Source organism: Halomonas sp. XH26, assembly GCF_024138895.1.
GTDB classification, from domain to species: domain Bacteria; phylum Pseudomonadota; class Gammaproteobacteria; order Pseudomonadales; family Halomonadaceae; genus Vreelandella; species Vreelandella alkaliphila.
Genome location: NZ_CP071889.1, coordinates 100,299 through 115,413, shown reverse-complemented (window position 1 = coordinate 115,413; position 15,115 = coordinate 100,299). Strand labels below are relative to the sequence as shown.

15 protein-coding genes are annotated in these 15,115 nt (G+C 53.7%); 12 read left to right on the top strand and 3 right to left on the bottom strand.

Features of this window, described 5'->3' with window-relative positions:
• Window positions 1–4 precede the first annotated feature (4 nt).
• Together fliS and J4377_RS00515 are read right to left on the bottom strand one after the other, a co-directional pair.
• Window positions 5–421, bottom strand: a complete 417-nt coding sequence (gene fliS, locus J4377_RS00520; protein WP_038480185.1) for a flagellar export chaperone FliS — start codon at window positions 419–421, stop codon at window positions 5–7.
• A 196-nt stretch (window positions 422–617) separates the two neighbouring features.
• Complete coding sequence (locus J4377_RS00515; RefSeq protein WP_253486379.1) at window positions 618–2,309, bottom strand: HD domain-containing phosphohydrolase; 1,692 nt, start codon at window positions 2,307–2,309, stop codon at window positions 618–620.
• 230 nt (window positions 2,310–2,539) lie between these two features.
• On the opposite strand from J4377_RS00515, the gene J4377_RS00510 reads away from it, so the two are divergent.
• The gene (locus J4377_RS00510) at window positions 2,540–2,923 is read left to right on the top strand and encodes a flagellar protein FlaG (protein ID WP_253486378.1); all 384 of its coding nucleotides are present in this window, start codon (window positions 2,540–2,542) and stop codon (window positions 2,921–2,923) included.
• 131 nt (window positions 2,924–3,054) lie between these two features.
• Here the strand turns inward: J4377_RS00510 and fliE are convergent, their stop codons facing one another.
• Entirely contained in the window at window positions 3,055–3,381 is a 327-nt protein-coding gene (fliE, locus tag J4377_RS00505) for a flagellar hook-basal body complex protein FliE (RefSeq protein WP_009723980.1), read from the bottom strand.
• A gap of 257 nt (window positions 3,382–3,638) precedes the next feature.
• On the opposite strand from fliE, the gene fliF reads away from it, so the two are divergent.
• From fliF to fliP, 11 genes are all read left to right on the top strand, one after another.
• The gene (gene fliF, locus J4377_RS00500; protein ID WP_253486377.1) at window positions 3,639–5,402 is read left to right on the top strand and encodes a flagellar basal-body MS-ring/collar protein FliF; all 1,764 of its coding nucleotides are present in this window, start codon (window positions 3,639–3,641) and stop codon (window positions 5,400–5,402) included.
• Complete coding sequence (fliG, locus tag J4377_RS00495; RefSeq protein WP_038480175.1) at window positions 5,395–6,402, top strand: flagellar motor switch protein FliG; 1,008 nt, start codon at window positions 5,395–5,397, stop codon at window positions 6,400–6,402. The genes fliF and fliG overlap by 8 nt, the downstream gene beginning before the upstream one ends.
• Window positions 6,395–7,165, top strand: a complete 771-nt coding sequence (fliH, locus tag J4377_RS00490; RefSeq protein ID WP_038486457.1) for a flagellar assembly protein FliH — start codon at window positions 6,395–6,397, stop codon at window positions 7,163–7,165. Before fliG ends, fliH begins: the two co-directional genes overlap by 8 nt.
• A gap of 40 nt (window positions 7,166–7,205) precedes the next feature.
• Entirely contained in the window at window positions 7,206–8,594 is a 1,389-nt protein-coding gene (gene fliI, locus J4377_RS00485; protein WP_038480172.1) for a flagellar protein export ATPase FliI, read from the top strand.
• Window positions 8,595–8,596: 2 nt separating this feature from the next.
• A complete protein-coding gene (gene fliJ / locus J4377_RS00480; RefSeq protein WP_038480169.1) occupies window positions 8,597–9,049 on the top strand; it encodes a flagellar export protein FliJ in 453 nt (150 codons plus the stop codon).
• Between the two features lie 23 nt (window positions 9,050–9,072).
• On the top strand, window positions 9,073–11,637 hold the full coding sequence (locus J4377_RS00475; protein WP_253486376.1) for a flagellar hook-length control protein FliK: 2,565 nt from the start codon (window positions 9,073–9,075) through the stop codon (window positions 11,635–11,637).
• A 168-nt stretch (window positions 11,638–11,805) separates the two neighbouring features.
• Entirely contained in the window at window positions 11,806–12,282 is a 477-nt protein-coding gene (gene fliL / locus J4377_RS00470) for a flagellar basal body-associated protein FliL (RefSeq protein WP_038480166.1), read from the top strand.
• Between the two features lie 20 nt (window positions 12,283–12,302).
• Window positions 12,303–13,358 (top strand): flagellar motor switch protein FliM, encoded by a 1,056-nt coding sequence (gene fliM / locus J4377_RS00465; protein ID WP_038480163.1) that lies wholly within the window; start codon window positions 12,303–12,305, stop codon window positions 13,356–13,358.
• Window positions 13,355–13,873, top strand: a complete 519-nt coding sequence (gene fliN / locus J4377_RS00460; RefSeq protein ID WP_038480160.1) for a flagellar motor switch protein FliN — start codon at window positions 13,355–13,357, stop codon at window positions 13,871–13,873. The genes fliM and fliN overlap by 4 nt, the downstream gene beginning before the upstream one ends.
• Window positions 13,870–14,322: a flagellar biosynthetic protein FliO gene (gene fliO / locus J4377_RS00455; RefSeq protein WP_120385964.1), complete on the top strand. Its 453-nt coding sequence runs from the start codon at window positions 13,870–13,872 to the stop codon at window positions 14,320–14,322. Before fliN ends, fliO begins: the two co-directional genes overlap by 4 nt.
• 8 nt (window positions 14,323–14,330) lie before the next feature.
• Entirely contained in the window at window positions 14,331–15,098 is a 768-nt protein-coding gene (gene fliP / locus J4377_RS00450; protein WP_038480156.1) for a flagellar type III secretion system pore protein FliP, read from the top strand.
• Window positions 15,099–15,115: the final 17 nt, after the last annotated feature.

The window sequence follows — 15,115 nt, the reverse complement described above, 5'->3', positions numbered from 1 at the left end:
TGCCTCACGCACTTTGCTGTTGACCGATTTCACGCCATGCAGAGGCGATGTCTTCAAGCAAACGTTCTGCTTGGTTAAGGCTGTCTTCATCATTTCGAAGATTTGCGGCTAACAATAAGCGGGAAATGTAGTCATAAAGAGAAGCAAGACGCTCAGCAATATCGCCGCCCTTCTCTTGATCCAGCGCAGCCGCTAAGCCATTGTTAATAATATCCAAGGCTTTGGAAATCGACTTCCCCTTTTCAGCCGTGTGACCTGCCTGCATATGAATACGCGCCGCACGGATGGCCGCCTGAGCACCATCAAACAGCATTACAATAAGCTGATGAGGATCAGCTGACATAACGCCGCTTTCCACGCCAACGCGGGCGTAGGCATTGGCACCTCGGCCATAAGCGGCGCCACCGCGGGAGTATGTCATAAGCGGGCTCTCCTTTATTAATGTGAACAACAGCCACACAATCAACGACTAGCGCTGTTTCTCGTTAGCTGTTTCGCGTCCAAAATCGAGCTTATTGACTCGGTTACAACTATTATCGGCGCCTGACTAATAGACTTTAATGTTTACCTTACTTTTCGCTCAGAAAATTTCGTTCTCTTTGCCAAGCAGCAAACAGCTACGTAGACACCGCCACTTCACGTGTTGGCTTACCCAACCTTTCTAGAACGTCGCCACGCAGCGTATTGCCCCACGTCTCGCGCATGGGCGCCTCTGCCTGACGAGTCAACGCCACTTCAGCCGGCGCACCCAGCTCGTCAAGGCGAACAATCCAAGCCATCTGTTCACTGGAAAAATACGCAAGTGACCCCACCGGCAGCGGTTTGAAATGTTCGATATAGCGCTTGGTCCAGCGGGGATCAAATTGGTGAGGGCGGCTCAGCAAATGACGATATATTTGCTGCGCCGTTTTAGCGGGTCGGTCAGCGCGATCACGTCGCATCGCTTCTACCACATCGACCACAGCGCTCGCTTTCGCTAGCTCGTTAATATCATTGCCAGTTAAACCATCAGGATAGCCACTACCATCCAGCCGTTCATTAATACCGCCAATCACCGCTTGGGCAACGGCAGCAGAAAGCCACTGGCAGTGCTGAAGACGATCTAATAGCAACGCCACATGCTCACTCATGGCTTGGCGATGAGTGGCCTCGAATTGTGGCGCCTTAAACAGTATTTGCGGAACAAGCGCCTTACCAAGATCATGCACCAAACCACTCGCTACAATTGCTTTGCGCACATCACGGGGCATATTTGCCCCCACCAAATCGAGCAAATGCACGGCTACTGCAATGCCATGGCGAACAAGCAGCGGCTCTGGCGACAAGCAGCGCGTCGCAAACAGCAGCGCTTCACGGTCTTCTTCATGGAGCAACAAAAGACGGTCTGCATTACGTGATAGCTGGCGAGAATCTATGTCGCTGCCTTGCTGTAAAAGCAGCAGTTGGGCATCCAGATAAGCCGCAATTTTCACTAAGCGCCGCGCCATTGGTGTTGCATAGCGGCGAATATCACGCCGCCCGACATGTTCACTCCCTGCCGTACGTTTGCCAGAATGCTCGAATAGCGGCGATGGCTGACGATCATCCTGCACTTCTTTTTTATAACGGGCGGCTTCACGCTCGATTTCACAGACAAAATACCAAATTTGTCGCTCTTGCTCGGCAGCGCAATTCGTAAAACGGAAGCCTACGCGCAATAGGTGCCGTTCAGGATCGGTTTTTTGATGGCGCGGAACACCCTGCACTTCAAAATAAGTGCCATCTGGGAATGTAAAGGCAAGCGTTAATGGCAGGTCAGCGTCGGCCAACACGCCACTGGCGGTCAGCGGCAACTCTATCTGGCAACCATCTTGGGAAAGGTCGCGTAGCTCCCCGTAAACCCCGTCACCACTTTCGCCACATATTGAAGCGGGCACGACCATGCCTAAACGCAGCTCAGCGCGAAACGATTCGCGGCGCTGGAGCACTTCCAGGGTCGCGGGGTAGTCGCTACAACATAAAAAGCGCCCCCCTGCATGGCGGGTTTCGGTTAACGACAGAAACGGCGTGCGCACCACTTTGCCCTGGGAGTGGCCGCGCAGAAAAAATGACTCACCTTGCTGTAAGCGGTTTAACAAATGATCGACCGAGGATAAGTCCATCACTAGCGTCTTGCCAGCGTACTGCTCCATTAACACGATAGGTTCTGGGTGTGCATCAGCGGAGGCCAGGCAAAGCGACACCCCTCCACCCTCGATCATGGTATTTAAAAGAGAGCTTACGGCCGTTGGACTGGTAACTCTTTCATATTCATCTTGTTGGACTGACATTCTCGTCTCGCTCGCTACCACGTTGTTATTACGTCACACCCACAAAAAGGCGACAGAGCATATCAGAAGCTTTTGGGCTGTCGTTATAACGATCACAGTCCTACGCTATGCAAAAATAAAGTTTGTAGCTCCCCGGCCGATAGTAGTGAAGAGGCCTATAGCTACGATTCGACGGCCTTACCACCTTGTTGCCACCACGCCGCGTGGCTTTTTTCTAAAGGATTCCGTCTATGGGCCCCTTGTTAATTGATGAGCTAATCTCGATAGCAACAACTCCCTATCAATCAACCAACTACCAACTAAGCGACTACCAATCAACCAATCCAAAAACATCGTCACAGCCAGCACCTGGCATCACAGGCGTTGTCGGAGAGCAGCCTGAACTCCGCAGCGTAAGCAAAGAGTCACTTGCGGCGCCTATACAGCGGATCAACGAAACACTTCGACCGCGTGGATTGGAATTTGCACTGAGTGAGCAATCGGGGCGCGTCATCACGAAAGTCATCGACCGCGAAACCGGTGATGTTATTCGCCAAATACCCGCCGAAGAGGTGTTGCTCGTCGCAGAGCGGCTGGAAGAATTACAAGGGCGAATTATTTCTCTAGAAGCCTGATTGAGCGATAGGAGAGGTTACTTCGCTATAGCCAGTGATCTCTCTTGCTTACGCCACCCGCTAATCAATTACCCACCGTTGTCATTAGCGCTTGTTACTAGCTTTTTTCGACGCCAACGCACAAACGCTCTCTACACCTGCATATTCATTACGTCGCGATAAGCCGTTACCAAGCGATTACGCACTTGAAGCCCCATCTGAAAAGCAACGCTCGCCTTCTGCATGTCGACCATCACATCACTCAGTTCAACGTTCGGTTCGCCTGCCTGAAAAGCCGTCGCCTTTGTGTTAGCAGCCTGCTGTAAGCGATTGATACGCTGAATAGACGCCTGCAACTCACTACCAAAACTGCCCTGACCCACCGCCGTGGCAATATGCTCACCCTTGATAGGCTGGGCTGCCTGGGTCGCTAAACCTTGCATTTGTTGCAGCGCTGATTGTATGGCAGGTGAACTCATAAGCACGCCTCATCCGAAGGAAGGTGAAGTAATACCAAAAGCCTATCACTGGTAGCAGAACACTCATACGTACAAATACGCCTTAAAAGCCAACCTGTTCGTTCATTTATGCTCGACCTGCCACAGGATAATGGCGTCCATCACAATACCGCTTCATCTTTTTAGCGGATAACCGCGATTGACGGATATTAGCCTATGCCTTCTTTGGTGATGCGCCTGAGCCGTCATCAGTTTTGCCTGTCCTCGTGGGGGCACGCATGAGCGAAACTGGTGCTACGGCAGGCCGTCAGAATAGTACGACACAACATGCACCCCGCAGCGGAACGGCAGACAATGACACCAAAAGCCCCACGACGGCTCAGCGCACGTTAAAACAGCTGCGTAGCAACCCGTTGGTTGTGCTGTTAGTCGCTGCTGCAGCTTCTATTGCGATTATTGCTGCGCTTTTCATGTGGGCCAGCAGCCCTGAGTATCGGGTTCTGTATAGCAACCTGAATGAAGCCGATGGTGGACGTATCATTGCGGAGCTTGACAGCCGCGGCGTTCCCTATCAGTTCAGCGAGGGCGGTCAAGCGCTGTTAATCCCAAGCGATCAGGTACACACGCTAAGGTTACAACTTGCTGAGCAAGGGCTCCCCCGTGGCGGTAACCTGGGCTTTGAGCTGATGGAGAATCAAGCCTTTGGTATCAGCCAGTTTGCTGAACAAGTTAACTTTCAACGTGGCCTTGAAGGTGAGCTGTCTCGCTCCATTGAATCACTGGGCCCCGTCGATAAGGTTCGCGTTCATCTTTCGATGGCCAAGCCGTCGGTCTTTATTCGTGATCGTGAGCCCGCCAAAGCATCGGTGGTACTGACGATGCTGCCTGGGCGTGTTCTGGGCGAGGGGCAAGTCAGCGCCATCGTCCATATGGTATCCAGCAGTGTCCCTGAACTGGCACCGGAAGACGTCACCATTGTGGATCAGAATGGTCGCCTGCTTTCGTCTACAGCGTCACAAGGAAACGACCTGGATGGCTCTCAGCTGGCTTACATTGCAGAAGTCGAACGCTCCTATCAGCGTCGTATCGAAAATATCCTGTCTCCCATTCTTGGCAATGACAACGTACGTGCACAGGTAGCGGCGCAGATCGACTTTTCTCGCCGTGAGCAGACCTCAGAGCGCTATGCCCCCAACCAGGCCCCCAATGAGTCCGCGGTTCGCAGCCGTCAGCTTAGCCTGTCGTACGATGGTGAAGATCCTCTGGCGACAGGTATTCCAGGGGCATTAAGTAACACCCCTCCCGGTGTAGCACCATCACCTATCAATCAGCCCGACGCTGATGAAGAGGATGCAGAAGTACCTGAAAATGCCTTACAGAACCTGCGTCAAGATGATGTGGTGAACTATGAAGTTGACCGCAGCATTGAGCACATTCAGCACCGCCTTGGCCAGGTAGAGCGCCTATCGGCAGCGGTTGTCGTGAACTTCCGTCAGGTTATTAATGACGAGGGCGAAGCAGAGCAAGTTGCGCTAAGCCCAGAAGAGGTTGCTCAGTTGGAGCGTTTGGTTCAACAGGCCATGGGCTTTTCGCAAGCGCGTGGCGATCAGATAGAAGTCGTCAATACGCCGTTCGCCAGTGTCGATGACAGCGCGTCTGACGTCGTTTGGTGGCAACAGCCGGAGACCCTGTCGATTGCCTCAACCTTGGGCCGCTATCTGCTTGTCGCCCTGGCAACGCTATTGCTCTATTTGCTGATCCTACGGCCACTGATCAAGCGCTATACCCAGCCACCTGTGATGGCTGCCGCCATACCTGGCAGTACGTTTAGCGCCAGCGTTGGAGGCGAAAGCGAAGAAGATGAGCAAGAGAACGAGGCATCTGCGTCTGGTGAGAACGAGGATACCTACAGCAGCAAGCCCAAACGGCGGCGCAAAACCTCGCTGTACGAACACAATCTTAACGACCTGCGTGAAATGGCCCAGGAAGACCCCCGTATGGTCGCAATGATTATCCGCAGCTGGATGAACACTCATGAGTAGCCCGATTGCCGAGATGACCGGTGCACGCAAAAGCGCCATTCTCTTGCTTGCGCTGGACGAGGATAGCGCGGCGGAGGTTTTCAAGTACCTTAGCGCCAGCGAAGTACAAGACATCAGTCTGGAAATGGCCCGCTTGCATCAAGTCTCACACGAAGACATGAAAGCAGTGCTGGAAGCCTTCCATAAAGAAACCGAAGAGTTTGTGGCGTTGAACCTCAACTCTAGTGAGCATATTCGCTCGGTACTCACCAAAGCGCTGGGGAGCGAACGAGCCACTAGCCTTATTGAAGATATTCTTGAGACCACGGGAGGCAACTCAGGCATTGATGCGCTGAATCTCATGGAGGCCTCCATGGTGTCTGAGCTGATTCGTGACGAACATCCGCAGATTATTGCCACTATTCTGGTTCATCTGGACCGGCACCAAGCGGCCGATATTCTTGAGCTGTTTGAAGAGAAGCTGCGTAACGATGTGGTATTACGTATCGCAACCTTCAGCGGCGTTCAGCCAGCCGCACTGCAAGAGCTAACAGAAGTGCTGACCAGCATGCTGGATGGCCAAAATCTCAAGCGCAGCAAGATGGGTGGCGTCAGAACGGCGGCCGAGATTCTCAACCTGATGAACTCCTCTCAGGAAGAAGTAGCCATCGAAACGGTTCGCTCCCACAGCGAAGACTTGGCGCAAAAAATTATCGACGAAATGTTCCTGTTCGAGAACCTACTCGACCTGGACAACCGTGCCATTCAGATGGTGCTTCAAGAAGTCGAAACCAACTCCTTGGTGGTGGCCCTCAAGGGTGCCCAGGAAGCATTGGTCGACAAGTTCCTACGCAATATGTCGCAGCGGGCAGCGGATCTTGTTCGCGAAGATATGGAAGCCCGAGGTCCTATTCGCGTTTCACAGGTAGAAACCGAACAGAAAGCTATTTTGCAGGTGGTGCGCCGCTTGGCTGATTCCGGTGAGATCGTCTTAGCAGGCGGGGACGATGAGTATGTCTAACGCCAAAACGCCTGAATTTGACCGTCACGGCAGTTGGCGGCGCTGGCAGATGGACGAGTTGGCTGAACAGACAACAGGCTCACAACCGGGCGGCATACCAACGCCTTCCGCCCAACAACGCAAAGTAGAGGCAGCCAAGAAAGCAGCCGAGCAGGCGCGCCAACGTGAAGAGCAGGAACGCCAGGCACTTTACGAACGCATTCGCCAGGAAGCCGAGAAAACGGGTTATCAGGATGGCTTAGCCCGAGGCCATCAAGAAGGTCTTGAACAAGGCCTTAGTGAAGGGCGCGCCCAGGCAGAGACAGAGCTAGAGCAACACATACGTAAAACTGTGGCGCCCCTACGGTCGCTGGCAAAACAGTTTTCTGATGCGCTAGAACGTATTGATGAGACGGTGGCACACGACCTCGCCGAGCTTGCCCTGGCAACCGGCAAGCAATTAGCTGCAGACGCACTGCAAGAGAGCCCTGAGCAAATTCTTGAGATCGTTCGTGAATTGCTCCATACCGAGCCACCGCTCGTAGGCCAGCAACGTCTTTGGCTTAATCCGCAGGACCATGCACTAGTTAAAGAGCATCTCGGTAGCGAGCTACAAGCAGCCAGTTGGTCGCTTCAGCCAGATGATCAGCTCGCACGTGGCGGGTGCCGGATCACCAGTGCCCAAGGAGAGCTGGACGCCACGTTTGAAAGCCGCTGGCAGTCAGTTGTTGCTCAGTTACGCAAACGCCATCACAACAGTGATTCCCCCTCTTCTACTCGTTAATACAAAGGTAAATGCACACGTTGATGAAACAGGTAATGCAATGAGCGAGGCAACTTGCCCCCACCTTTACCGCTGGCGCAAAGCACTGCGCCGTACAACGCAGCGCGTCAGCCAGTTGCCTCACTACCGTACCAGTGGCCGCGTGATACGAGCCACGGGCATGGTCATTGAGGTAGTTGGGTTACGCGTAGCGGTGGGGAGTGCTTGCCGCATTGAATTACCGGGTGCAGATGGGCGGTTGAACGATAGCGACAAACATGCGGAAGCAGAAGTGGTTGGTTTTTCTGGCGACAAGCTGTTTCTTATGCCGCTAGAAGAAATTTCTGGCCTTATGCCGGGGGCCAGAGTCTCTCCACTTAGTGATGGCAGCGGCCACAGCGCCCGACGTTTTCCGATTGGCGATGACCTGCTGGGGAGAGTGCTCGATGGCAATGGCAACCCGCTAGATGACCGTGAAAGCTTTGAGGATACGCCTCGCGCAACCCTTAATGCGACGCCGCTTAACCCTCTTTCCCGAGCGCCTATTGATGCCCAGATTGACGTTGGCATCCGCGCCATCAACGCATTACTGAGCGTTGGCCGTGGGCAGCGTATGGGGCTCTTTGCGGGCTCAGGGGTAGGTAAATCCGTGCTGCTAGGCATGATGGCGCGCTATACCCAGGCGGATGTCATCGTGGTGGGACTTATCGGCGAGCGTGGCCGTGAAGTACAGGACTTCATCGACAATATCCTGGGGCCTGAGGGCCGCAGGCGTGCTGTGGTCGTAGCGGCGCCCGCGGATACTTCACCACTCCAGCGCTTACAAGGGGCCGCTTACGCGACGCGGCTGGCCGAAGGGTTTCGCGATGCGGGGCGCAACGTTCTGCTGATTATGGATTCGCTGACCCGCTACGCCATGGCACAGCGTGAAATTGCGCTCGCGATTGGCGAGCCGCCCGCCACCAAGGGTTATCCACCCTCGGTGTTCGCTAAGCTACCCGGGCTTGTCGAGCGTGCTGGAAACGCTGAGCGCGGCGGCGGTTCAATCACCGCTTTTTATACGGTGCTGACCGAAGGCGATGACCAGCAGGATCCTATTGCCGACTCAGCCAGGGCAATTCTTGATGGTCATATCGTGCTCTCTCGCACGCTAGCCGAAGCAGGCCACTATCCAGCGATTGATATTGAAGCCTCGATCAGTCGTGCGATGACCGCCATTAGCTCTCCTGAACAGCTTCAAGAAGCCCGCACCTTTAAACAACTCTTTTCACGCTATCAGCGCAATCGTGACTTGATCAGCGTAGGGGCTTATAGCCCAGGGCACGATCCAAGGCTGGACGAGGCGGTGAACCGCTTTCCGTCATTGGAACGGTTTCTTCAGCAAAACATTGATGAGTGTGCAACGCTTGAAGCATCACGCCAAGCTCTGCACGCGGTAGTGGGAGGTTAGCGATGAGTCATTCACAGCTCGACATGCTGACAGGCTTAGCCCGTGATGCGCGGGATAAAGCCGGGAAATTATTGGCAGAAGAACGACAAACACAGCAACAAACAGAAGCGCAGCTTCAGTCGCTTAACCGCTATCGGGCGGAGTATGCCGAGCGTTTACAGAAGGCAATGCGCGACGGCATCGATCCTGCCACCATGTACAACTATCAGCAATTCCTGGCGTCGCTGGATGCCGCCCTCAGCCGGGCACGGCAAGCGCTTGTGGCCCAGCAAAAACGTGTGCAGCAAAGTCAACAGCATTGGCAACAGGAACAGCGTAAGCTTTCCTCCTACGATACGCTGACATCACGACGCTTATCTGAAGAGCATCGCCGCCAAGAACGTCATGAGCAAAAATCGAGCGATGACTTTGTGACTAACCGTTTAGCCCGCCAGCCGAATGATAAGGCGCATTAGCGTCGCGCCGAGGAGCTGTATTTATGACTATTGAGCTATTGCTATCAATGCAGGGCCAGGGAGCTAACTCGTCATCAAGCTCTTCTGCAGCCCCAGGCTCTCCTCGTGCGACGCAAGGCATGTTTCTCCAGGCGTTTACGCAGGCTGCAAGCTATCAGGCCCGCACCCTCACTGACACCCCGGCAGAAAACACACCCACAGTTCCACTGAGCGATATCGTTAAACAACTAGCATCATTTGATAGTGAGCTGGATGAGGAAACACTGTCGAACATAGTCGCCACCGTAAGCGCTCAGGGGCAAACTGCCGACATCTTCTCTTCTGGTGCCGATAGCGTTGCGCCGGCTCAAACGCTAGAAATGGCATCAGCAGCGCAAGAACAAGTCCGGACACCAGAACAGGCTTCTTCGTCGCCTGCTAGCGAAGGCACTGAGACGACCCAGACAACCACGCGGGTTACTATCGAAGAAGTCGCGTCGCGCTTAGCCCTCATCGCGTCATATTCTACGCCGCCAACCGCAACCAACGCTGCGGGTTCCAATGCACAGCCTACTAACCCTGCGACGCCCTCAGCAGCAACAGGCTTAAGCAAGGCGACGACCCAGACGTCACCCGACCAGCTTGCGTCTGCCAACACATTAACTGCCGCCACTTCTTTCCTTGATCGCACAACCCTCGCGATGCCTGCGGCGCTGTCTGATCACGTGTTAGCCACGGAGCCTACTCCACTAGCACGGTCACAAGGCCAAGAACACACTCAAGCACTGACCGCCAATCAGCCTGCGACAGCACAAGCAACTACTGCAATGGACACCAATAGCGCCGTTTCATCTGCAGTGCCGCCTGCTAACGACCAAGCCGCTACATTGCAAGTTACTCCCGCTAGCGCTGCTCCACGTGACGTTCAGGTAGCCCAAACAGGCGAAAGAGTCGTTGCAGAAACATCACGGACAACGACACAAGCAACAGCATCACAACCAATGGCGCCGCAAGCAACGGCACAGTCAGCGCTTTCCACGCCAACCAATGGATCGCCACAGGGTCTTTCATCGGCACCCAGCGCTGGCTCAGCATCCGTGTTGCCGCCGTTAATTGCCAATAGCACCACCGTCACGCTACAAGATGCCCCCACTGGCGCTGCTCCACGTGGCGGGCAGGTAGCCCAAACGGGCGAAAGAGCCGCAGTTGAAGCACCAAGGACAACGACACCAGCAACTGCACAGCCAGCGCTTTCCACGCCAACCAGTGGATCGCCACAGGGTCTTTCACCGACACCCAACGCTGTCTCAGCAACCTTATTGCCGCCTGTAACTGCTAATAGCACCGCTGCTACATTGCAAGGCACTCCCGCTAGCGCTGCTCCGCAAGATGGGCAGGTAGCGTTAACCGGCGAAAGAGTGGCCTTAACACCGCAGCCGACGATACAAGCAACGGCAACGCAAACAACGGCACAGCCAGCGCTTTCCACGCCAACCAGTGGATCGCCACAGGGTCTTTCATCGGCACCCAGCGCTGGCTCAGCAACCTTATTGCCGCCTGTAACTGCTAATGGCACCGCCGCCACGCTGCAAGGCACTCCCGCTAGCGTTGTTCCGCGAGATGGGCAGGTAGCCCAAGCAGGCGAGCGCGTCGTTGCAGAAACATCACAAGCAATGACACAAGCGTCAACCAACGCTGCTGCATTAGTCATGCCGCCGTTGCCTGCCAATAGTTCGGCCACTAGTTCAGCCACAACGCTACCCAACAATACGGGTGAGCTGGCTCAGTCAGCGGTTGGCTCCTCACTACCCAGTGCCCTAGCAGCCACAGCACAGCAAGCAGTTGGCGTCACCAACGCCCCGCGCCCAACCCCATCAAGCGTTAAGGCGTTGCCAGCAGAAGCGGCTACCACGCCTGTTAACACCCCGACACTTGCGGCATCGCTGGAAACCATTCCTGCCCAACCGTTTACGAGCATGCAGCCAGGCATGCATGCGCTGTCTCCGCTCAATACTGCACTAGCGCCAGCGGTGAATGCTGACGCGGTGGCCAGCCTATTCGCTGAGGCAGAGACGGCGAGTGTCACCAGTGGCGCGAGCAAAGGCAGTGAGCAGGTGTTACCTGCATCGCTGACATCACAAAGCCAAGCAATGCCCAACAGCCCAGCGACAGCGACCTTAAACACGCCGCTTAACAGTCCCGCTTGGCCTTCCCAGTTAGGGCAGCAGTTAATTCAGTTTGCTCAGCGTGGCGGTGAGCACCAGGTTAAAATGCAGCTTCACCCTGCTGAGCTAGGGCCATTATCGATCACGCTCAAGGTGACCGAACAGGGCACACAAGCACACTTTTTATCGTCACACGCACCTGTTCGTCAGGCTATTGAGCAAGCCATTCCTCAACTGCGTGAAGCACTTGCTGAACAGGGTATTTCATTAGGCGAAACCTCTGTGGGCGAACAGCAGAACCCGAACGAGCAGGCTTTTGCCCAGCAAACGCCAGGAAAAGCAGCTGGCAATCGAGGCGGTGAGTTAGGTAACGATAGTGGCCCTTCACCTACTGAGGTGGATGTCCAAGGCAGCCAAGATGGCCGTGTAGATCTCTATGCTTAATGCTTAATTCAGGAGTTAGCGTTGAGTGTGACGACACTGAGACTCACAGCATCACTTAACTAAACCAAAAGATAGGCTCATCCAATGAGCTTGTTCATTTCATCACCTGTAACAGCGTTAGGCATAATGCTTGGCTAGTGTTACGGGTGAAATTTATGGGAACAGCAAATGGCAGAAGCAAGCGGCGGATCTAAAAAACTGCTTTGGATAATGATTGTATTGGTACTGCTTTCGTCGGCAGGTGCCGCGGCAGCTATTTATTTAGTACTGGATCAGCGCGGCGGCAATGCTGGAAACGACGAAGTACAGCAAGAAGTTGAGCATGTACCACCTGTTTTCACACGTATTGACCCGTTTACTGTCAATCTGGCAGATGATCGTTATGGCTCTCGCTTGCTTTATACCGGCATTACGCTTCGGGTTGGCAACGAGCAAAGTAAGGCGATTATTGAAGAACACATGCCCCAGGTGCGTAGCCGCTTGCTGATTTTATTATCAGGCAAACAGGCTAATGAATTAACGTCCACCGAAGGGAAAGAAGCGCTGGCCCAAGCAATCATCAACCGCTTGAGTGTCCCGCTTACTGAAAACCAGCCTCCCCTCGACTTACGGGAAGTGCTGTTTACCGAATTCATTGTGCAATAACCCGGGAACTGGAGCCGTTCATGTCACAGGACGATCTACTGTCCCAGGAAGAAATTGATGCCTTACTAAAGGGCGTCAGTGGAGATGATGAGCCTGCTGCTCCGTCATCGTCCACACAAGAGGAAGTTCGCGTTCGCCCCTACGATCCCGCGACACAGCATCGAGTGATTCGTGAGCGCTTGCACGCGTTAGACTTTATTAATGAGCGTTTTGCACGCTACTTCCGCAATGGTCTATTCAACTTGATACGGCGCAGTGCCGATATCACCGTTGAGTCGGTGCGTTACCAGAGCTTTAGCGACTTTTCGCGCAATGTTCCAGTACCCACTAACTTGAACCTTGTATCAATGAAGCCGCTGCGCGGATCGGCCCTGGTGGTCTTTCCACCTAACCTGGTGTTTATGGTGGTGGATAACCTGTTTGGTGGCGATGGTCGTTTCGTGACGAAATCGGATGGCCGTGAATTCACCAATACCGAGCAGCGTATTATCCAACGCCTGCTCAACTTGGCCATTGATGCCTACCAAGAGGCGTGGAAGGTTGTTTATCCGCTAGAAGTGTTTTTTTTACGCTCCGAAGTGCAATCCAAATTTGCCAACATCACCAACTCGCCCAACGAGATTGTGGTGAACACCAAGTTCAATATTGAAGTGGGCAACCTGTCGAGCAACTTCCAGATTTGCATGCCCTACGCCATGATTGAACCGCTTAGGGATTTGCTCGCCAACCCGATTAATGACAGCAACCATGACCACGATGGCACATGGTCACGGCGCATGGCGAACGAACTTCGCCAATCAGAAGTTGAGTTAGTCGCTGAATTTGCCCAAATACCCAGCCGCATTGCCCACGTAATGGGGCTTAAAAAGGGCGATGTATTGCCCATGGATATTCCCAATACGATCACCGCTCGTGTCGACGGTGTCCCGGTGATGGAGTGCGAGTACGGGAGCCAACAGCAGCAACGTGCATTACGCGTGCTACGTATGATCGACCATGCCGCTATGAATAACCTATCGTCCAAGGACTTTATTAAAGGTTCAACGCGACAGAAAGCCAAGGAACCCAAAGCATGACTGATCCAAATAAACCCGATCAAAAGGTCTCTGATGATGATTGGGCGGACGCCATGTCTGAGCAAGAAGAACCCAGTTCAAGTGCCGATGCCGCAGGTGAAGAAGACCCATGGGCAGCGGCCATGGCCGAGCAAGAAGCCGCTGAGGAAGCAGATGCCTCAAGCAGCGAAGCTGAGCCAGAAGCGCCTGTTGCTAAACCAGCAAGCGATGAAGTATTTCGTCCGTTAAGCGCTGAAAGTGGCCATGCCGAGTCTCGCGACTTGGAAATGATCATGGATATCCCGGTCAAGCTGACGGTGGAGTTAGGCCGTACCAAGCTGACCATCAAGCAACTGCTTGAACTTGCCCAGGGGTCGGTGATTGAGTTGGAAGGTCTCGCTGGCGAGCCCATGGATATTTTGATCAATGGCTATTTAATCGCCCAAGGGGAAGTGGTTGTGGTGGATGATAAATACGGCATTCGCATCACAGAGATTATTACCCCCTCTGAGCGCATTCATAAACTCAACCGATGAGCGTCGCTTCCTCTTCTTCATCAAGCTCCTCACTTGATGCCATAAGCGGCAGCGGTGATGCCTTAATAGGCATGGCAGCACTCGGCAAAACAGCAGCGGCACTCGCTCTGGTCATAGCCATTATTCTGCTGTGCACAGCGGTGCTGAAACGCTGGCAAACCGCCCGTCATCATCATGGTGCCCACTTAAAAATTGTGGGCAACACCGCGGTAGGCAATCGCGAGCGTATTGTCGTGGTTGAGATTGAGGACACTTGGCTGGTCGTCGGCGTTAGCAATGGGCGAATAACGAAACTGCATGAACGCCCTGCGCCGACGGATCGCTCCACTGCGTCGCCCGCCGAGGCTCCTTCGCGTTTTTCTCAGCGTTTAGCCCAGGCAATTGCCACCAGCCGGAGCAAGCACGATCACCAGCCCCCTACCGCCTCTGATTCAAACCACACACCATGAGATTCGAGATGCACTTCGCTTGGCCTTATGGGCGGCGTTGGTGGCTAATACTTGCCACGATCGTCTGCTGCTTATTTGTTCTACCTGCTCATGCACAGCAGCTTCCTGGGCTGGTTTCTCAGCCTTTGGATAATGGTGGTCAGCAGTGGTCGCTGTCGTTACAAACGCTGCTATTTTTAAGCTCTCTGGCTTTTTTGCCAGCCATGCTACTCATGATGACCAGTTTTACGCGCATCATTATTGTACTTAGCTTGCTTAGAACAGCCATGGGTACCCAGGCAACACCACCAAACCAGGTTTTATTGGGTATCGCGCTTTTCTTGACGTTTTTTATTATGTCGCCTGTTTTAAACCAAGTGTACGACACCGCTTGGATGCCGCTCACTAATGAAACGATCAATTTTGAAGAGTTCTTACTGCGCGCTCAGCAACCGTTTCGTGAATTCATGCTCGCCCAAACCCGCGAGCCTGATTTAGCCCTGTTTGTTCGTTTAGCAGATGTAGGTCCGATGCAAGGCCCCGAAGAGCTGCCTATGCGGGTCTTACTGCCTGCCTTTGTCACCAGTGAGCTCAAAACTGCATTTCAGATTGGTTTTACTATTTTTATTCCCTTTCTGATTATCGACTTAGTGGTTGCAAGCACACTGATGGCACTCGGCATGATGATGGTGCCACCGATCACGATTTCACTGCCCTTTAAGCTCATGCTGTTTGTATTGGTTGATGGCTGGCAGTTGATTATTGGCTCGCTAGCAGAAAGCTTTTACATGATTTGAGCGTCGCGTTCAGCGAC

Excerpts from the sequence above, each read along its gene's own strand:
- fliO (WP_120385964.1), top strand. The coding sequence starts at position 13,870 with ATGAGCGTCGCTTCCTCTTCTTCATCAAGCTCCTCACTTGATGCCATA.
- fliH (WP_038486457.1), top strand. The coding sequence starts at position 6,395 with ATGTCTAACGCCAAAACGCCTGAATTTGACCGTCACGGCAGTTGGCGG.
- fliM (WP_038480163.1), top strand. The coding sequence starts at position 12,303 with ATGTCACAGGACGATCTACTGTCCCAGGAAGAAATTGATGCCTTACTA.
- fliE (WP_009723980.1), bottom strand. The coding sequence starts at position 3,381 with ATGAGTTCACCTGCCATACAATCAGCGCTGCAACAAATGCAAGGTTTA.
- fliJ (WP_038480169.1), top strand. The coding sequence starts at position 8,597 with ATGAGTCATTCACAGCTCGACATGCTGACAGGCTTAGCCCGTGATGCG.
- fliS (WP_038480185.1), bottom strand. The coding sequence starts at position 421 with ATGACATACTCCCGCGGTGGCGCCGCTTATGGCCGAGGTGCCAATGCC.
- fliP (WP_038480156.1), top strand. The coding sequence starts at position 14,331 with ATGCACTTCGCTTGGCCTTATGGGCGGCGTTGGTGGCTAATACTTGCC.
- J4377_RS00515 (WP_253486379.1), bottom strand. The coding sequence starts at position 2,309 with ATGTCAGTCCAACAAGATGAATATGAAAGAGTTACCAGTCCAACGGCC.
- fliL (WP_038480166.1), top strand. The coding sequence starts at position 11,806 with ATGGCAGAAGCAAGCGGCGGATCTAAAAAACTGCTTTGGATAATGATT.
- fliI (WP_038480172.1), top strand. The coding sequence starts at position 7,206 with ATGAGCGAGGCAACTTGCCCCCACCTTTACCGCTGGCGCAAAGCACTG.
- J4377_RS00475 (WP_253486376.1), top strand. The coding sequence starts at position 9,073 with ATGACTATTGAGCTATTGCTATCAATGCAGGGCCAGGGAGCTAACTCG.
- J4377_RS00510 (WP_253486378.1), top strand. The coding sequence starts at position 2,540 with ATGGGCCCCTTGTTAATTGATGAGCTAATCTCGATAGCAACAACTCCC.
- fliF (WP_253486377.1), top strand. The coding sequence starts at position 3,639 with ATGAGCGAAACTGGTGCTACGGCAGGCCGTCAGAATAGTACGACACAA.
- fliG (WP_038480175.1), top strand. The coding sequence starts at position 5,395 with ATGAGTAGCCCGATTGCCGAGATGACCGGTGCACGCAAAAGCGCCATT.
- fliN (WP_038480160.1), top strand. The coding sequence starts at position 13,355 with ATGACTGATCCAAATAAACCCGATCAAAAGGTCTCTGATGATGATTGG.